Raw genomic sequence first — 17,610 nt, forward strand, 5'->3', positions numbered from 1 at the left:
ACGATCGGTCAAGAAAGACCTCCTGGCGCTCGGGCGGGCCATTCCAGGTCGAAGGCGTTGCGCAGGCCCAGGCGGTGGCGGACGTCGTCCTGGCGTCGCAGTGGTTCGAACTCCGGGGCGCGGTAGAGGGGAGTGATCGCGCAGCGCCCGGCCGAGGAGCCGGTGGCGTCCAGCAACGCGTTGACCGCCGCGCGGGCGGAGGCGTTGGCGCCCTCCATGGTGGCCAGGTCGATGTCCACGGCCACGTAGTCCCCGGCGAGGAAGAGATTGGGGATGGCGGTGCGCGCCTGGGGGCGGTTGAACCAGGTGCCGGTGGGGTGGATGAGAAGCTGCTCGTCGTTGGTGGCGTGGGAGCCGCCGAGTTCCACCGCCGGGTCCAGGAACCACGAGTGGAGCACCGCGTCCCTCAGGACCGTACGGCCGGTGTCGTTGAGGCCCGCCTTCATCTGCGCCCACACCTCGCGGGCGACCTCCTCGCGGGTGCACCGCTTGGCCGTCCTGCCGTAGAGGATGCCGGGCCGGTCCCATTCGGAGACGTCCACCGACAGACAGTCCGCCACCGTGCCGTCGCCGTAGTCGCGCCGGAAGTCGCGGCCGGACCAGTACTGCGCCTGGCTCACGGAGGTGATCGACCAGGGGGAGTCGATGTGGTTGACGTGGCCGTGGAGGATGGGCGTCGGCTCGGTGAGATAGAACTGGATGCCCGTCATCCAGTCGGTCTCCAGCCGGTCGCAGTGCGCCAGGGCGGGGTCCGCCGCCCGGACGCCGGCGTTCCAGGTCGTCCGGGCGTGCTCGACCGGCATGGCCGAGACGAAGTGGTCGGCGGCGGCCGTCCGCCGGGCGCCGCCGGCGTCCTCGAGCACGGCCCCGGAGATCCGGCCGCCCTCGAGCCGCAGATCCCGTACGCCCCAGCCGAGGTGGAACTCCACGCCCAGGGACCGCAGATGGGCCACCCACGGATCGATCCACGCCTCGTTGGTGGGGGCGTTGAGCACGCGGTCGGGCTCGCCGTCGGCGCCCCGGCCCAGCGCGTTGAAGAGGAACGCCTCGACGCAGGTGGCGACGGTCTTGGTGCTGGCCACCTCGGCCTTGGTGGCGACGATGTTGCGGGTGATGCCGACGGCCAGCAGCTGCCGGTAGTTCGCCGACATCCGCGCGGCCTTGGTGAACTCGAACCACGGCACGCGTTCCCACTCCCGCGTGCGGCGCCGCTCGCCGCTGGTGAACCAGATCAGCAGCCTGCCGGCGAAGTAGGCGATCTCATGGGCGGGCAGCTTCGCGAAGGTCTCGAAGAAGGCCGTGAGCATGCGCAGGAAGACGTCCGGGGTCAGGACGGGCGGCGGCTTGCCGATGCTGGCGAACGGGATGCGGATGTCCTCGAGGCCGCCGGTGCGGGCGAGCATCACCTCGGTGGACGGCACGAGGTTGTCGTGGCAGCCGTCGGCGTTGCCGGGGAAGGGGATGCGGCGGAGCGTGTCCGGCAGGTTCCGGTAGAAGCCGGGGATGAAGCGGAAGCCGTGCTCGCCGGGCAGCGGCTTGCGGCCGCCCCTGGCGCTGCCCGGTACGTCCATGCTGCGCGCCTTGCCGCCGAGGGCGGTCTTGCGCTCGTACACCGTCACCTTGAAGCCGCGCTCGGCGAGTTCGTGCGCGGCGGTCAGTCCGGCGACGCCGCCGCCGAGGACGGCGACCTCGCGCCCGCCGGAGCGTGCGCCCGGGCGCCGGGCGGGCCGGGGTGCCGCCCGGGCCGTCGTGGTGCCGAGCGCGGCCGTCGCCGCGGCGGCCGTGGCGCCGCCGATGAACCCTCTGCGTGTGCTGCTGCCCGTGCCGTCCGCCATGACCACAGCCCCCTACCGCCGGTAACGTGTCATGTTCGGCGCAGGAGCATAAGAGCGTCCCCCGTACCCCGGAAGGCCGCCGTGGGCTCGCCCGCGCCACCGGCCGCACAATGGCGCGAAAGCGCCCCCGCCCCATGGGACGCTTGCGTGCACAGGCGTCATCGGCCGGCCGTGACAAGACGAAGGGATGCGTGATGGCAGTCGAACCGCTCTCGCAGCAGGACGTGGAGGACCGCCTGAGGGAACTGCCCGGCTGGAGCACCGACGGCGAGCGGATCACCCGCCGCTACTCCTTCGACGGGCACTTCCAGGCGGCGGCCATGGTGATCCATGTCGCGCAGATCCAGGAGGAGTTGAACCACCACTCCGACCTGACCCTCGGCTACAACACCGTCAGCCTCGCCGTGAACACCCACAGCGTGGGCGGAAAGATCACCGGCCTGGACGTGGAACTGGCCCGCCGCGTCGAGGCGGTCGCGTCCGGGCACGGCGCGCACTGAGGGCGCAGGCCCCGGGGCGGCTGCCCCGGGGCCTTCGTCACCACCGGGCCGGCGTGGCCGCCGGCGGGCGGGTCAGTTCCAGTCGAAGTCGTCCGGGTCCGGGCCCACGCGGGTGCCGGTGTCCAGGCCCGCGATCGCCGCGAGGTCGTCGGCGTCCAGCTCGAAGCCGGCCAGGTCGATGTTCTCCCGGATGCGGGAGGGGGTCGCCGACTTGGGGATGGCCACGTTGCCCAGCTGCAGGTGCCAGCGCAGCACGACCTGGGCGGGGGACTTGCCGTGCTTGGCCGCGACGCGGGCGAGCGTGGCGTCCTCGAGCAGGCCACGGCCCTGGCCGAGCGGGGACCACGCCTCGGTGGCGATGCCCTGCTCGGCGTGGAAGGCGCGCAGCTCGGCCTGCGGGAAGTTCGGGTGGAGCTCGATCTGGTTGACCGCCGGGACGACGGAGGTGTCGGCGATCACGCGCTCGAGCTGCGGGCGCTTGAAGTTGGAGACGCCGATGGCCTTGGCGCGGCCCTCGGCCGCGATCTCGACGAGGGTGCGGTAGACGGTGACGTAGTCGTCGCGCATGGCCCGGGGCCAGTGGATGAGGTAGAGGTCCACATAGTCCAGGCCCAGACGGTCCAGCGAGGCGTCGAACTCGCGCAGGACGCCCTCGCGGGTCCAGGTCTCGGTGGCGCTGTTCCACATCTTCGTGGTGACGAACAGTTCTTCCCGGGCGATGCCCGAGGAGGTGAGCGCCTTGCCCGTACCCACCTCGTTCTCGTAGATGGCGGCCGTGTCGATGCTGCGGTAGCCCGCTTCGAGAGCGGTCGCGACCGTGGCCGTCGCCTCGTCGTCGGGTACCTGCCACACGCCGAAACCGAGCTGCGGCATCACGACGCCGTTGTTGAGCGTGACGGACGGGAGGTTGCTCACGAGTGATCGATCCTTACTTCCTCGAGGTGACCTTGCTCCCGGGAACAACCCGGATCCCCCACTGTGCATTCCCAGTACATCCATCTATTTGCCGTAGAGCGCCTCGACCTCCCGTGCGTAGGCCTTCTCGATGGCCTTCCGCCGGAGCTTGTGGGTGGCCGTCAGCAGTCCCAGCTCCTCGGTGAAGTGCCCGGCCAGGATGCGGAAGGCGCGTATCGAGCCGTCCTGCGGCACGAGGGCGTTCGCCTCCAGCACGGCCCGCCCGATCTCGGCCTCCAGATCCGGATCGTTCACCAGTTCGGGTGCGGCCGTCCGGGGCCTGCCGCGCATCGCCAGCCAGTGCGCCAGCGCCCCGGGGTCGAGGGTGACGAGCGCGGCCACGTACGGGCGGGCGTCCCCGACGACCAGACACCTCTCGACCAGGGGATGCGCCCGGACCCGCTCCTCCAGGACCGCCGGCGAGACGCTCGCGCCGCCCGAGGTCACCAGCGTCTCCCCCTTCCGGCCGGTGATCGTCAGGTAGCCGTCCTCGTCCAGCCGCCCCAGGTCGCCGGTGGCCAGCCAGCCGTCCCGCAGCACGGCGTCGGTGCCCCGCCGGTCGCCCAGATAGCCGGCGAAGACCTGGCCGCCGCGCAGCCAGACCTCGCCGTCGTCGGCGACCCGCACGGTCGTGCCCGGCACGGGCAGGCCCACCGTGCCGAAGCGGGTGCGCTCGGGAGGGTTGGCGACGGCGGCGCCGCTGGTCTCCGTCAGCCCGTAGCCCTCGAAGACGGTGACGCCCGCGCCCGCGAAGAACAGCCCCAGCCGGCGTCCCATCGCCGAGCCGCCCGACATCGCGTACCGCACCCGCCCGCCGAGCATCTCCCGGAGCCTGGCGTAGACGAGCCGGTCGAAGACCTGGTGCTGGACCCGCAGGGCGGTGCCGGGGCCCGCGCCCGTGCCGAAGGCCCGCTCCTCCATCGCCCCGGCGTAGCGCACCGCCACGTCCACCGCCTTCTCGAACGGCTTCCCCTTGCCCTCCAGCTCCGCCGCGCGCCGGGCCGCCTCGAAGACGGCCTCGAAGACGCGGGGGACGGCGAGCACGAACGTCGGCCGGAAGGCGCCGAGGTCGGCCCGCAGGGCCGGGGCGGACGGCTGGGACTGATGGCCCAGCTTGACCCGGCCGCGCACCGCGGCGACCTGCACCATGCGGCCGAAGACATGGGCGAGGGGGAGGAAGAGGAGCGTGGCCGCCTGCTCGCCGGGGCGGGAGCGGAAGACCTGCTCGTAGCGGCGGACGACGTTGTCGGCCTCGGCCATGAAGTTGGCGTGGGTGAGGACGCAGCCCCGGGGGCGGCCCGTGGTGCCCGAGGTGTAGATGACGGTCGCCGGCGACTCGGGGGTGAGGGCGAGGCGATGGCGGTGCACGATGTCGTCGTCCACGGGCGTCCCGGCCGCCATCAGGTCGGCGAGCGCGCCGGCGTCCAGCTGCCACAGGCGGGCCAGGCGGGGCAGCCGGTCGATGACCGAGCCGATGGTCATCGCGTGGTCCTCGTGCTCGACGACGCAGGCGGTGACGTCGGCCTCGTGCAGCATCAGGAAGACCTGCTCGGGGGAGGCGGCCGGGTGCAGCGGCACGGGCTGGGCGCCGACGCACCACAGGGCGAAGTCGAAAAGGGTCCACTCGTAGCGCGTACGGGACATGATGGCGACCCGGTCGCCGAACCGTACGCCCTCCGCGAGCAGCCCCTTCGCCAGGGCCAGCACCTCGTCCCGGAAGGCCGCCGCGGTCACGTCCTGCCACTGCCCGCCGCCGGTCCTGCGGCCGAGCGCCACTCTGTCGGGGTCCTCTTCCGCATGGTCGAACACGACGTCCGCCAGTCCTCCGACGGGGGGCGCCGGCACCAGGGAAGGGACGGTGAACTCGCGCAACTCTCGCTCCTCGCGACGCTCCGCACAGCGCCGTGACCGTACCCGATCCCGTCCCGCACCGAACCTGCTTCCGCCGCGCTCGTCCGGCGGCCGCGCCGGGCCGGGCCGGATCCGCCCGGTCCCTCACCCGGCGGACAGCCGGTCCAGCGGCAGTACCAGCACCGCCCCGCGCCCCGACGGCGGCGCGTTCGACTCCCGCAGCACTGTCAGCTCGCGGTCCGACAGGGCCCGCGCGTACACCCGCACCTCGTCCAGATCGCCCGTCAGGAACGCCCTGCCGTCCGGCTTCTGCCCCAGATGCACCCCGAACGTCGAATTCCGGCTCACCGTGCCCGGCACGTCGGGCACGCTCGTGGACACGCCGTCGACGGTCAGCGTCAGCCGCCCGGCCGTACGACGCAGCGCCAGCTGATGCCACCGGCCGTCGTCGTACGCGCCCACCGACCGGACCGTCGCCGTCCGGGACGGCTCCGGGCCCCCGGGCCGCGCGGTCAGCCGGCCGGTCACCCGCCCCGCCCCCGGCTCCCCGACCAGCGCCACCTGAGGGGCGCCGCCCACCCCGCCCATCCACAGCAGCGGCTGCTCGCCGCGGCCGGCCACGGGCCCGTAACGGAACCACAGCACCGCCGTGAGGTCCCGCGCCCCCAGCGGCAGCGAGTCCCGGAAGGGCGGGCGCACCGCGTCGTCCACGCCGTCGAAGCCCAGCCCCGCGCCGAACCGCCCCCGCACCGGCCGCGCCCCGCCGAGCACGGCCGCGCCCGTGCCGCCGGGCGCCAGGTCGGGCGTCGTGGGGTCCGGCCCGCGGCGCGGGCCCAGCCAGTCCTCGGTGAACCGCGCGAACCGGATCTCCTGGCGGGCGTCGCTCTTCCCCGCCTCGTAGAGCAGCCCGGTGATGCCCGGTGAGACGACCGCCATGTCGGAGTAGCCGGACCAGTCCGAGGTCACCCGGCGGCCGCGCTCGGCGCTCTCCCAGGTGCGCCCCTGGTCGTAGGAGGACCGGATGGTCATGGTCCGGCGGCGGTCGGGGTCGGCGGGCGCCGAGAACAGCCAGCGCCCCGGCCGCGGCGCCGCCACGGCCGCCTGCACCATGGGGGCGTACAGGCCGGGCAGGGCCCGGAACGGCGCGGCGAAGCGCGCCCCGCCGTCGAGCGCGAGGGCCTCGTCGCGGTGGCCCAGGTCCGTGCCGTCCTGCTCGCGCCCGTTGACGTACACCGACCCGTCGTCGCGCTCGGCGAGCGTCAGCTCCGAGGGCTTCTGGCGGTAGGTGGCGTCGGGCAGGTAGGGGTGGGTGTCCACCGCGCCGAGCCGCCAGTGGGCGCCGCCGTCGTCGCTGAGGGCCAGCGCGGCGTGATTGGCGGTCATGCGGCCGCCGTCGTGGCTCTCGGCGTTGAGGCCCACGACCAGGCGGCCCCGGTGCGGCCCGTGGGCGAGCTGGATGCCGTGGCCGGGGCCGGTGGCGTACCAGGAGTTCCAGCCGGGCGGCCGGATCGCCGATGTCACATCGCGCGGGCGCGACCAGCTGAGGCCGTCGTCGTCGCTGTACTGCGTGTGCGGGGTGCGGTCGCAGGGCACGTCGCAGTTGCCGTCGTCGCCGCGGCCGTCGTTGTAGGTGGTGAGGAGCACGATCCGGCCCGTGCGGCGGTCCACGACGGGGGCCGGGTTGCCGTGGGTGTCGCCGTCGCCGGGGTCGGTGACGCGCGGCCGGGACCAGGTGCGGCCGCCGTCGGTGGAGCGCCTGACGACGAGGTCGATGTCGGTGGCGTCCCCGCAGTTGTCCCGCCTGCCTTCGGCGAAGGCGAGGAGCGTGCCGCGGGTGGTGGTGACGAGGGCCGGGATGCGGTAGCAGGCGTAGCCGAGGTCCGGGTCCTCATCGGCCCGGAACAGGACGCGCTCCTCGAATCCCCCGTCCGGCCCGGTGACCGCTCCGGCCCGTACCGGGACGGCGAGAAGGGCGAGCAGGGCGCCGGCCAGTACGACCGGTGCGGCGCGGCGCCCGCGCCGGCCGGGCGGCGCGGCGGGGGCGGGGTGTCGGTCACCGTCAGCAGGATGCGCCGTCATGGCCCGTCCCTTTCGCGTCAAGGCCGCCTGGGCCCCACGTGTCCGGTGGGCCAACGTACGGGGCGGGCCCTTCCCCCACAAGGACCGTGCGCCCGATGGCCCACACGGGTCGCACCACCACCGGGCCGGCCGGTTTACTGGGAATCCCCATGCCGGTGGCCCCTGCGACGCGTCCGTCGCCGAGGCGCGACGACTGAACTTCCCGCCAAATCCCCGGCAGGGGCCCATCGGATCTGGTGGGATGTCACTCGATGTAAGGAAGACGGCGAGAGGCGAGAGGAGTGCCCGGGTGATCCTGCAGCAGCTGCACTACACCTCCACCGCCGTCGCCCCGGGCCCCAACGGCTCGGGATTCCGTTTCACCGCGGCCAGCCCCGAACTGCCCATCACCCTGCTGGGGGAAGCCGAGCAGCTGATCGCCTACGAGCCGCCGAGCGACGCCCCCGGCTGCCCCTCCGCCGAGGAACTCGCCGTCTTCCCCGTGGCGTTCAGTCACAACCGGCTCTCCGACGGCAGCCGGCTCCTGTGCCGCACCGTGCGCACCGGCCCCGGCCGCGTCGGCCGGCACGGCAACTTCCACGCCCACGCCGTGCGGCTGCCCGAGGGCGGCGGGCTGCCCGGCGGCCTGCTGCCCATCGAGGCCTGGGAGTCACCCTCCTGGGCGGACCGCACCCCGAACGGCGGTATCCCGCAGCCCCTGGACGGGCTCGTGCCCGCCCGGCGGATCGACAAGGCGGGGCTGTTCGCGTTCGTCCACGCCCGCGCGGAACGCCTCGAGTCGTTCCTCACGGACGTACGGACCCTCTTCCGCACCCCCGACGCCCAGCAGATCCTCGTGATCGAGCGCGACAGCGCCCACATCGCCCACTGGGTCGCCATCGCCAGCGCCGTCCTTCCCCGTGACCTCGCCGACCGGCTCACCTTCACCACCTACACCCGCCGCCCCATGCTCGCCCGGCACCAGATCGTCGGCGCCTTCCCCGACGCCGACTTCGACTACGTCTCCGCCGCCGCCCAGCACCGCTACCGCGTCCACGACTGCACCGGCGGCCCCTGCAGCCCCGCCCGCGAGCGCGACCTGTGGGCCGCCGTGGCCGCCCGCGTCTGGCTGGCCGGCCGCCCCGCGCTCTTCGCGGAGGCCGCGCGGCGCACCGGAGTGGCCCCGGAGACCGCCGACGAGGCCGGCCGCCTCGCGGCGCTCGCCGCCCGCGAGGGCATCGCCCTCGACTCGAACGGCCGCACGGCCGCCGCCCGGTGGGCCCGCGACCAGGCCCAGCGCGGCGACCTCGGCCCGGAGCTGCGGTCCCGGCTGCTGACCACCCTCGCCGCGGGCGGCACGGACCGTACGCCCGAGGAGTGGACGGTGCTCGCCTCGCTCGCCGAGGAGTTCTCCCGCTCGGCCTCCCGGACGGCCGCCGCCCCGCTCCGGCGCGACCTGCGCGCCGAGCTCGCCCGCGCGGCCGAAGCGCCCGACACGCCCCTCGTGCGCTTTCTCACCCTGCTCCGTCTCGCCAAGGCGCTCCGCGTCGACCACACCCCCGTCCTGCCCGTGCTGACCGCGCGCCTGACGGCCGTCCTCCTGGACGACACGGCGCCGGACCGCAAGGTCGTACGGGCGGCCATCGACGCCCACCACGAGCTGCGCACCGCCGTCCTCGACGGGCTCGACCACACCGCCGCCACCGGCGACCCCCGGCCCATCACCCGCCTGCTGGCCGCCGAACTCCCCGGCGCCGACCTCACCGGCCGCCCCCACCTGCGGATGGCCGCCGCCATGGACGGCCGCCCCGCCCCCGACGGCTACGACCGCCCGCCCCTGCTGCACACCCTCGTCAAGACCGCCGGACCCGACCAGCAGCAGACGCCGTCCGTGCTGCGCACGGCCTTCCGGCTCATCTGGGGCGACGCACCGCTCACCGCCGCCGAGGCCGACGCGCTGCTCGACGCGCTCCCCGACGGCTGGTACCACGCGGACGGCCTCCCCGAGGCGTTCGTACGCGCCGCCCTCGACAGCGCCCGCGAGGACCAGGTGGCGCCCCGGCTGGCGAAGAACCTGCTCACGTGCCTGATCGCCGGAGGACTGGAGCCGCCCCCCAGGCAGCGGGCCGCGCTGACGCTCCTGGAGCAGGCCGGCGACCTCGCGACCGGCGAGGCCCGGCCCGGCTGCGTCGCGCGGATCGTCGCCCTGCGCCGGCAGGCCGCCCCGCTCGAGGCCGGCGTCGACGAGCGGCTGACCGACGCCGTCGCCCGCCACCTGCTGTCCATGGACCCGCCGCCCGACCCCGGTGAGCTGCCCGACCTCGTCCACACCGGGGACGAGCACCTCCTGCGCGCCTACGCCGAGGAGGCCCACGGCGAGGCCGTGGCCGAGCTGCTCCGCACGCCCACGTACGCCGCCGTGTGCTTCGTCGCCTGGCACACCGCGACCGGCGAGAGCGAGCTGTGGGACGGCATCCGCGCCGACCTGCTGTCCACGGTGCTGCGCCCCGAGGTGCGCCGGATGTCCGCCGAGGACCTCGAGGAGATCCGGCACTGTCTCCGCCAGATCGGCGGGCAGTGGGCGGAGATGTTCCACGAGTGGGACCGGTTCGGGGTCCTCGGCCGGCTCAGCGGCCGCTGGCGGGGCTTCGGCCGCCCGGGCTGAGCGCGCTCCACGGCGGGCGGCCGTTCGGTCCGGGACGACGCGTCAGCCCAGGACGACGCGCTCCTCGCCCGCGTAGACGTTCATCGACGCGCCCCGCAGGAATCCGATCAGCGTCATCCCCGTCTCGACGGCCAGGTCGACGGCCAGCGACGAGGGCGCCGACACCGCCGCGAGCACGGGAATCCCGGCCATGGCCGCCTTCTGGGCGAGTTCGAAGGAGGCGCGCCCCGACACCAGCAGGATCGTGCCGGACAGCGGCAGCATCCCCTCCCGCAGCGCCCGTCCGACGAGCTTGTCGACCGCGTTGTGCCGGCCCACGTCCTCCATGACGTCGAGGAGTTCGCCGTCGGCGGTGAAGAGCGCGGCGCCGTGCAGGCCGCCGGTGCGGTCGAAGACGCGCTGCGCCTCGCGCAGCCGGCCGGGGAGCTCCGCGAGCAGGGCGGGCTCGAGCCGCAGGGGCGACGGCCCGTCGGCGACGGGCCAGCGGGCGGTGGTGCGCACCGCCTCCAGGCTCGCCTTGCCGCACAGGCCGCAGGAGGAGGTGGTGTAGACGTTGCGCTCCAGCCCCACGTCGGGGACGGGCACGCCGGGGGCGAGGCGGACGTCGACGACGTTGTAGGTGTTCGAGCCGTCGTCGGTGGCGCCCGCGCAGTAGACGATGTTCGCGAGGTCCTCGGCGGCGCCCAGCACGCCCTCGCTGACCAGGAAGCCCGCGGCGAGCGCGAAGTCGTCGCCCGGGGTGCGCATGGTGATGGCGAGAGGCTTGCCGTTGAGCCGGATCTCCAGCGGCTCCTCGGCGACGAGGGTGTCCGGCCGGGTGCCGACGGCCCCGTCGCGGATGCGGATGACGCGGCGGCGCTGGGTGACCCGTCCCATGGCGATCAGTCCCGGAGTGAAGTCGACCAAGTCGAGTGTGGTGGGCAGTCTCGCCATGAACGCTCTCACGTGACGTGGGCCTCATCGGCGGCGGGTGTCCTTCCCGGCCCGCCGTCGATGGCTACCGTTCGGTAGGAACCGTCAATTCCCCGCCCCGACCGTGCACCGAGAGCGGAGATAAGACCCATGGCACCCACCCTCACCCTCAAGCCCGGCACGGACTGGGCGACCGCCTGGCGGCGCTGCCTGGCCGTCGCCCCCGAGGCCTTCCGCGACGAACGCGTCCTCAACCTCTGGAACGGCGCCTGGCACGCCGACGGCGACCCGCTCCCCGCCACCACCCCCGTCGACGCGACCCCCATGGCCGGGCCGCCCCGCCTCGACGCGGCCGCCGCCCACCGGGCCGTACGCGCCTCCCTCGACCAGCACCGCGCCTGGCGCGAGGTGCCCCTCGCCGACCGCACCGCCCGCGTGAACGCCGCCCTCGACGCGCTCGCCGAACACCGCGACCTGCTCGCCCTGCTGCTGGTCTGGGAGATCGGCAAGCCCTGGCGGCTCGCCCGGGCCGACGTGGACCGCGCGATCGACGGCGTGCGGTGGTACGCGGCCGGGATCGAGGACATGCTGGCGGACCGCGTTCCGCTGCCCGGCCCGGTCAGCAACATCGCCAGCTGGAACTACCCCATGAGCGTCCTCGTCCACGCGATGCTGGTGCAGGCGCTGGCCGGCAACGCGGTCATCGCCAAGACCCCCACGGACGGCGGCCTGGCCTGCCTGACCCTGGCGAGCGCCCTCGCCGCCCGCGAGGGCCTGCCGGTGACGCTGCTGAGCGGCAGCGGTGGCGAGCTGTCGGAGGCGCTCGTGCGCGCCCCGGAGATCGGATGCGTGTCCTTCGTGGGCGGCCGGGACACCGGCGCGCGGGTCGCCACGGCCGTAGCCGACCTCGGCAAGCGGCACATCCTCGAGCAGGAGGGCCTCAACACCTGGGGCATCTGGAACTTCACCGACTGGGACGCGCTGGCCCCGCAGCTGCGCAAGACCTTCGACTACGCCAAGCAGCGCTGCACGGCCTACCCGCGCTTCGTCGTCCAGCGCACGGCCTTCGCCGACTTCCTCGAGCACTACCTGCCCGCCGTGCGCTCCGTCACCCTGGGCCATCCGCTGGCGGTGGCGGACCCGGCCGGACCGCTGCCCGAGCTCGACTTCGGGCCCCTGATCAACGCGGCGAAGGCCAAGGAGCTGACCGACCAGGTCGCCGAGGCCGTCGACCGCGGGGCGATCCCGCTGCACCAGGGCGCACTCGACCCCGGCCGCTTCCTGCCGGGCCAGGACACCGGCGCGTACATGGCACCCGTGGCCCTCCTCAACCCTCCCCCCTCCTCGCCCCTGCACCACGCCGAGCCCTTCGGACCCGTCGACACCATCGTGCTCGTGGACACCGAGGCCGAACTGCTGGCCGCCATGAACGCCAGCAACGGCGCCCTCGTGGCGACCCTCTCCTGCGACGACCCGGCGACCTACGAGCGGCTGGCCCCGCAGATCCGCGCCTTCAAGACCGGACACGGCGTGCCGCGCTCGCGAGGCGACCGGCAGGAGCTCTTCGGCGGCTTCGGGGCGTCCTGGCGCGGCGCCTTCGTCGGTGGCGAGCTGCTGGTCAGGGCGGTGACCCAGGGCCCGTCGGCCGGCGAGCGGGTGCCGGGCAACTTCCCGGACCACCATCTGATGCCCTGACCCGGTGCCGCTCCGCCCGGTTCCGGCGCCCGGCACGCGCCGGGGCCGGGTGGAATGCCCGGGTCCGTCCGTGAACGGGTCCTACGTCCCGGACGAAAAGCCTGGTGAAGGGCACTCCGAAACCTTGGTAGAGTTATCCATGTCGCCGCGGGGAACACCCCGCAGAGACACACACCTGGTCCGGGTGGCGGAATGGCAGACGCGCTAGCTTGAGGTGCTAGTGCCCTTTATCGGGCGTGGGGGTTCAAGTCCCCCCTCGGACACAACGAAAAACCCCAGCTGAGCTGGGGTTTTTCTGTGTGTGCAGAACCAAGCGGAGATCCACCAAGCATGAACGTTTCCACCACCGGGCGCGCCGAGCGCGCCACCGGTGACCTGCCCGCCGCCGATGTGACGGGCAGCCGACCCGTCCGGGTGGGCGTGCTCGTCGCCGCACTGCTCACGGCCTGCGTGGCCTTCCAGCTCAACGCCAGCATGCTCAGCCCCGCGCTGAAGAGCATCGAGGACAGCCTGGGCGCCAGCTCGGCCGAGATCGGGCTCACCCAGACCGCCTTCTTCACCTCGGCGGCGCTGTTCTCGCTGTTCCTGCCCCGGCTCGGCGACGTCATCGGCCGCCGCAAGGTGCTGGTCGGCATGCTGACCCTGATGGCCGTCGGCTGCGTCGTCGCCGCGCTCGCGGAGAGCGTGCCCATGCTGTTCGTCGGCCGGATCCTGCAGGGCGCGTCCGGTCCCACCGTGCCGCTGTGCCTGATCATGCTGCGGGTCGAGGTGACCGAGCCCAAGCGCTACGGCACCCTGCTCGGCGTGATCACGGCCGTCAACGGCGGCGTCGCCGGCGTGGACTCCCTCGCGGGCGGCTTCCTCGCGGACAACCACGGCTTCCAGGCCGTCTTCTGGGCGATGGCCGTCGTGGCCGTCGTCGCCACCCTGCTGGTCGCCACCCTGACGCCCGAGACCAAGGTCGCCGCCGCCGACCGCATGGACTGGCCCGGCGTGGCCCTGCTCGTGGTCTCCGTCGGCTCGCTGCTCATCGCCCTGAACGAGGCCGGCAAGCTGGGCGCCGCCCGCTGGTCGATGGTCGTCGCGCTGACGGCCCTCTCCGCCGCCGCCTTCGCCCTGTTCTGGCGCACCGAGAACCGCAGCGGCCACCCGCTGGTCGCCACCCACCACCTCAAGCAGCGCGCGACCTGGGCCACCCTGCTGACCACCGTGCTCACCATGACCGGCGTCTTCGCCGTCATGAACGGCCTCATCCCCTCCCTGGCCCAGGACGTCCAGGCGGGTCTGGGCCTGTCCGCCGAGGCCTCGGCGTGGTGGACCCTCACCCCGTACGCCCTCGCCGGCCTGGCCATGGGCCCGGTCGCCGGCCGCCTCGCCGCCACCTTCGGCTACGGCCGCGTGCTGCGGCTGGGGCTCATGGGCTCCGCGGCGTCCGTCGTCCTGATGATCGTCACCATCCCCGCCCACTCGCGGGCCCTGCTCCTGGTGGCCTCGCTGCTGGTCGGCATCACCTACGCGGGCGTGGCGAACATCGTCCTCAACGGCCTGGGCATCGTGCTGTCCCCCAAGGAGAACCCGGGCTTCCTGCCCGGCCTCAACGCCGGCGCCTTCAACCTCGGCGCGGGCCTGAGCTTCGCCCTCCTCTACGCGGTCAAGACGGCCACCCAGCCCGCCGACCCCGCCTCGTCCACCGGCTACACCGCCGGCATGATCGCGGGCGTGGCCATCATGGCCGCCGCCCTGGCGACGTCCTTCCTGATCCCGAAGCCGGTCTCGGCGGAGGCGCAGGACTGAAAGGCCCCGCGTCGCCCTGAGGCGAGTCGCCCCTGAGGCACATGGCTACGACAGAACCCCGGCCCCGGCCGGGGTTCTGTCGTTCGCGTATCCGTCCGCCGCGTTCCAGGGCAAGGTGGAAGGAAAGGCATGGGCCGCTCGGCGGGGGGAGACAGCCATGAGGGACTTCCGGGACGTCGTGGTCATAGGCGCGGGCCCGACGGGGCTCGCGCTCGCGATCGGGTTACGGCAGCACGGGGTGGACGTGACCGTCGTGGAGAAGGAGACACGGGGGAAGCGGGAGGCGCGGGCGGGGGTGGTGTGGCAGCGGGCCCTGGAGGTGCTGGGGGACCTGGGGTGCGCCGAGGAGATGGTGGGGGAAGGGGTGTCGCTGCGGCGGGTGGAGGTGTTCGCCGAGGGGCGGCGGGTCGGCGGCATGGGAGTGGGGTGCGGGGGCACGGCCTTCCCGTATCCGTTGTCCATCGAGCAGGACGCCGTCGAGCGGTTGCTGGGGGAGCGGCTGGCGGCCGTGGGCGGCGAGGTGCGCTGGTCCACCGAGGCGCTGGCGGTCAGGATCCGGGACGAGGGGGCCGAGGTCGATCTCCGGCACCCGGACGGGCGGGTCTCCACCGTCCGCTGCGCCTGGGTCGTGGGGTGCGAGGGGGCGCACAGCGTGGTGCGCAAACAGCTCGGCATCGCGTTCGAGGGCGAGCGGCGGCCCGACCTGCAGTGCGTGCAGCTCAACGCCGAGGCCGACTGGAAGCATCCGTACCACCGCGACCGCAGCTACTTCTTCCTGGAGCGCGGGGCCTCGCTCGGGGTCTCGCCCCGGCCCGGCGGCGGGTACCGCTTCTTCTGCTTCACCACCGACCCGGACCCGGCCCTCGACGGGCCGCCCGGGCTGGAGGAGATGCGGGAGCTGGTCGCCCGGGCCGCGCACGACCCGGGCGTACGGCTGGTGCCCACGGATCCGCCGTGGGCCAACCGGGCGCGCTTCCAGGACCGCGTCGCCGGCTCGCTGCGCTCCGGCCGCGCGCTGCTCGCCGGGGACAGCGCCCATCTGTGGGCGCCCATCGGCGGGCACGGGCTCAACACCGGCCTGCGCGGCGCGCACAACCTCGCCTGGAAGCTCGCGGCGGTGCTGCGCGGCCGGGCGCCGCAGGAGCTGCTCGACACCTACGACACCGAACAGCGGCTCACCGCCCACAAGGTGATGCGGGAGATGCGGCACAACGTGCTGGAGCTCCCGCCGACCGCCCTGACGCTCCGGGGAATGCGGCTGGCGGGGCCGCGCCTGATGGGCAGTGAGCGGTTCGCCGAGCGGATCCGCACGATGCTCAGCGACCTGGCCATGCACCACCGCGAGAGCGCCCTGTCCGAGGGCGGCGCGGGGGACCGGCTGGCCGATCCGCCGGTGATGGTGGCGGGCCGCCGACGTCGGCTGCACGAGCTGCTGTCGTACGGGCGCTGGACGCTGCTGGCCGCCCCAGGGGCGCCGCTGGACGAGGACCGGCTACGGGCCGTGACGGAGCGTCACGCCACGCCCGTGGCGGTCGTCCGACCGCGGCTGGACCCCGGAATGGAGCGGCGGCTGCCCTCGGCGGCGCTGGTGCTCGTACGCCCCGACCGCCACATCGCGCTCAGCACCGACCGCCTCGAGGAGCTGGAGGCGTACATGCGCCGGTGGTTCGTACTAAATAGCTAATATCGGAGAATAAGCCCCTATTGAACCCCCACCGCTTCATCCCGGACCATAAAGGGGGATGAAGCGGAAACGGGGGGACGACATGAGCGACGACACCGGCCCGGATGTCCTGATCATCGGCGGCGGCCCCACCGGCCTCGCCCTCGCCGTCGCGCTGCGGCAGCACGGGCTGGCCGTGACCGTCGTCGACAGGAAACCCGGCACCCAGCGGGAGGTGCGGGCCAGCGTCATCTGGCAGCGGGCACTGGAGATCCTGCGCGACCTCGGCTGCGCCGACCGGTTCACGGACAGCGGACTGCCCCTGCGCCGGGCCGAGATGTACGTCCAGGGGCGCCGTATCGGCGGCCACGAGAACGCCATGGAGCACACGCCCTTCCCCCGGCCGCTGGGCATCGAACAGACCGCCATGGAGAGCCTGCTGGCCGAGCGACTGGCCGAACTGGGCACCGAGGTGCGCTGGGAGACCGAGGCGGTGGCCGTCCGGCCGGGCACCGGCGGCGCCGAGGTGGACGTACGCGGCCCCGACGGCCGCTCGCGCACGATCGGCTGCCGCTGGGTCGTGGGCTGCGAGGGCGCGCACAGCCTCGTCCGCAAGACGCTGGGCATCGCCTTCGAGGGCGAGCGCCGCGCCGACCTGCAGGCCCTGCAGATCAACGCCGTGCCCGAGTGGAAGTACCCCGTCACCCCGGACGTCACCTACTTCTTCATCGAGCGCCGCGTGTGCCTCATCGCCTCGCCCCGCCCCGGCGGCGGCTACCGCTTCTTCAGCTTCTGCCAGGACCCCGACCCCGCGCGCGTGGACCCCCCGGACGCCGCCGAGATGCGCGACCTGGTCGCCCGGGCCGCGCACGACCCGGACACCCGCCTGGTGCCCACCGACCCGCGATGGCTGAACCGGGCCCGCTTCCACGACCGCATCGCCGCCTCGCTGCGCCAGGGCCCGGCCCTGCTCGCCGGCGACAGCGCCCACATGTGGGCGCCGGTGGGCGGCCGCGGGCTCAACACCGGCCTCCGGGGCGCGCACAACCTCGCCTGGAAGCTGGCCGCCGTCCACCACGGCTGGGCCGTCGACGCGCTCCTCGACACCTACTCCGCCGAACAGCGGCACACCGCCCAGGAGATCATGCGGCAGATGCGGCGCAATCTGCTGGAGCTGCCGCCGTCCCCGCTCACGCTGGCCGCCATGCGGCTCCTGGGGCCGGTGCTGATGGGCAGCGAGCGGTTCAGCCGGCGCGGACGGGCGCTGCTCAGCGAGCTCCCCCGGCACCACCGCACCAGTGAGCTGTCCACCGACAAGGGCGGCCGGGGCTCCCTGCGCGCCGGCGACCGGCTGCCCGACCTCCCGGTCGGCGAGGGCGGCAAGCGGGGCGGGACGCACGACCTGCTGGCGTACGACCGGTGGACGCTGCTGATCGTCGGCGCCGGCGACGCGATCGGCAACGACCAGCAGTTCGCCCCCCTGAGCCGGTTGACCGGCCGGTACGCGATCCCGGCCGAGGTCTGCGTCCTGCGGCCCGGGCAGCTCGGTGACGGCGCGCTGCCCCGGGACACGATGCTGCTCGTACGGCCCGACGGGCACATCGGGCTGCGCGCGCGGCTCGGCGACCGGCAGGCGCTGGAGGACTACCTGCGGCGGTGGTTCCTCCCGCGGAGCTGACAGCG

Annotated in this window: 11 protein-coding genes and 1 tRNA gene; 7 read left to right on the forward strand and 5 right to left on the reverse strand. The window is 74.0% G+C overall.

Annotated features, from left to right (window positions below):
* Positions 1-8 precede the first annotated feature (8 nt).
* Entirely contained in the window at positions 9-1,835 is a 1,827-nt protein-coding gene (locus AB4K12_RS12040) for an FAD-dependent oxidoreductase (RefSeq protein WP_368434191.1), read from the reverse strand.
* Positions 1,836-2,029: 194 nt separating this feature from the next.
* Here AB4K12_RS12040 and AB4K12_RS12045 point away from each other — a divergent pair, with 194 nt between their 5' ends.
* The gene (locus tag AB4K12_RS12045; protein WP_086568101.1) at positions 2,030-2,335 is read left to right on the forward strand and encodes a 4a-hydroxytetrahydrobiopterin dehydratase; all 306 of its coding nucleotides are present in this window, start codon (positions 2,030-2,032) and stop codon (positions 2,333-2,335) included.
* Positions 2,336-2,407: 72 nt separating this feature from the next.
* On the opposite strand, the gene AB4K12_RS12050 is transcribed toward AB4K12_RS12045, so the two are convergent.
* From AB4K12_RS12050 to AB4K12_RS12060, 3 genes are all read right to left on the reverse strand, one after another.
* Positions 2,408-3,250, reverse strand: a complete 843-nt coding sequence (locus AB4K12_RS12050; RefSeq protein WP_368434192.1) for an aldo/keto reductase — start codon at positions 3,248-3,250, stop codon at positions 2,408-2,410.
* An 84-nt stretch (positions 3,251-3,334) separates the two neighbouring features.
* Complete coding sequence (locus AB4K12_RS12055; RefSeq protein ID WP_368434193.1) at positions 3,335-5,161, reverse strand: long-chain fatty acid--CoA ligase; 1,827 nt, start codon at positions 5,159-5,161, stop codon at positions 3,335-3,337.
* Between the two features lie 123 nt (positions 5,162-5,284).
* Positions 5,285-7,219 carry an exo-alpha-sialidase gene (locus tag AB4K12_RS12060; protein ID WP_368434194.1) on the reverse strand — a complete coding sequence of 645 codons (1,935 nt, stop codon included), beginning with the start codon at positions 7,217-7,219 and terminating at the stop codon, positions 5,285-5,287.
* A gap of 289 nt (positions 7,220-7,508) precedes the next feature.
* On the opposite strand from AB4K12_RS12060, the gene AB4K12_RS12065 reads away from it, so the two are divergent.
* Complete coding sequence (locus tag AB4K12_RS12065) at positions 7,509-9,863, forward strand: GTPase-associated protein 1-related protein (protein ID WP_368434195.1); 2,355 nt, start codon at positions 7,509-7,511, stop codon at positions 9,861-9,863.
* A gap of 42 nt (positions 9,864-9,905) precedes the next feature.
* Here the strand turns inward: AB4K12_RS12065 and fdhD are convergent, their stop codons facing one another.
* On the reverse strand, positions 9,906-10,739 hold the full coding sequence (gene fdhD, locus AB4K12_RS12070) for a formate dehydrogenase accessory sulfurtransferase FdhD (protein WP_368434451.1): 834 nt from the start codon (positions 10,737-10,739) through the stop codon (positions 9,906-9,908).
* Positions 10,740-10,925: 186 nt separating this feature from the next.
* Here fdhD and AB4K12_RS12075 point away from each other — a divergent pair, with 186 nt between their 5' ends.
* The 5 genes from AB4K12_RS12075 (at position 10,926) to AB4K12_RS12095 (ending at position 17,605) form a co-directional block, all read left to right on the forward strand.
* Complete coding sequence (locus AB4K12_RS12075) at positions 10,926-12,470, forward strand: aldehyde dehydrogenase family protein (protein WP_368434196.1); 1,545 nt, start codon at positions 10,926-10,928, stop codon at positions 12,468-12,470.
* Between the two features lie 178 nt (positions 12,471-12,648).
* Positions 12,649-12,733 (forward strand) — tRNA-Leu (locus AB4K12_RS12080).
* 67 nt (positions 12,734-12,800) lie between these two features.
* Positions 12,801-14,264 carry an MFS transporter gene (locus AB4K12_RS12085; protein WP_368434197.1) on the forward strand — a complete coding sequence of 488 codons (1,464 nt, stop codon included), beginning with the start codon at positions 12,801-12,803 and terminating at the stop codon, positions 14,262-14,264.
* Between the two features lie 157 nt (positions 14,265-14,421).
* Positions 14,422-15,948 (forward strand): FAD-dependent oxidoreductase, encoded by a 1,527-nt coding sequence (locus AB4K12_RS12090; protein ID WP_368434198.1) that lies wholly within the window; start codon positions 14,422-14,424, stop codon positions 15,946-15,948.
* Between the two features lie 82 nt (positions 15,949-16,030).
* Entirely contained in the window at positions 16,031-17,605 is a 1,575-nt protein-coding gene (locus AB4K12_RS12095; protein ID WP_368434199.1) for an FAD-dependent oxidoreductase, read from the forward strand.
* Positions 17,606-17,610: the final 5 nt, after the last annotated feature.

Source organism: Streptomyces sp. C36 (genome assembly GCF_040932295.1).
GTDB classification, from domain to species: Bacteria; Actinomycetota; Actinomycetes; order Streptomycetales; family Streptomycetaceae; genus Streptomyces; species Streptomyces triculaminicus.

Bases quoted from the DNA above. Each gene is read 5' to 3' on its own strand.
- fdhD (WP_368434451.1), bottom strand. From the start codon at position 10,739: ATGGGACGGGTCACCCAGCGCCGCCGCGTCATCCGCATCCGCGACGGG.
- AB4K12_RS12095 (WP_368434199.1), top strand. From the start codon at position 16,031: ATGAGCGACGACACCGGCCCGGATGTCCTGATCATCGGCGGCGGCCCC.
- AB4K12_RS12040 (WP_368434191.1), bottom strand. From the start codon at position 1,835: ATGGCGGACGGCACGGGCAGCAGCACACGCAGAGGGTTCATCGGCGGC.
- AB4K12_RS12075 (WP_368434196.1), top strand. From the start codon at position 10,926: ATGGCACCCACCCTCACCCTCAAGCCCGGCACGGACTGGGCGACCGCC.
- AB4K12_RS12060 (WP_368434194.1), bottom strand. From the start codon at position 7,219: ATGACGGCGCATCCTGCTGACGGTGACCGACACCCCGCCCCCGCCGCG.
- AB4K12_RS12085 (WP_368434197.1), top strand. From the start codon at position 12,801: ATGAACGTTTCCACCACCGGGCGCGCCGAGCGCGCCACCGGTGACCTG.
- AB4K12_RS12090 (WP_368434198.1), top strand. From the start codon at position 14,422: ATGAGGGACTTCCGGGACGTCGTGGTCATAGGCGCGGGCCCGACGGGG.
- AB4K12_RS12045 (WP_086568101.1), top strand. From the start codon at position 2,030: ATGGCAGTCGAACCGCTCTCGCAGCAGGACGTGGAGGACCGCCTGAGG.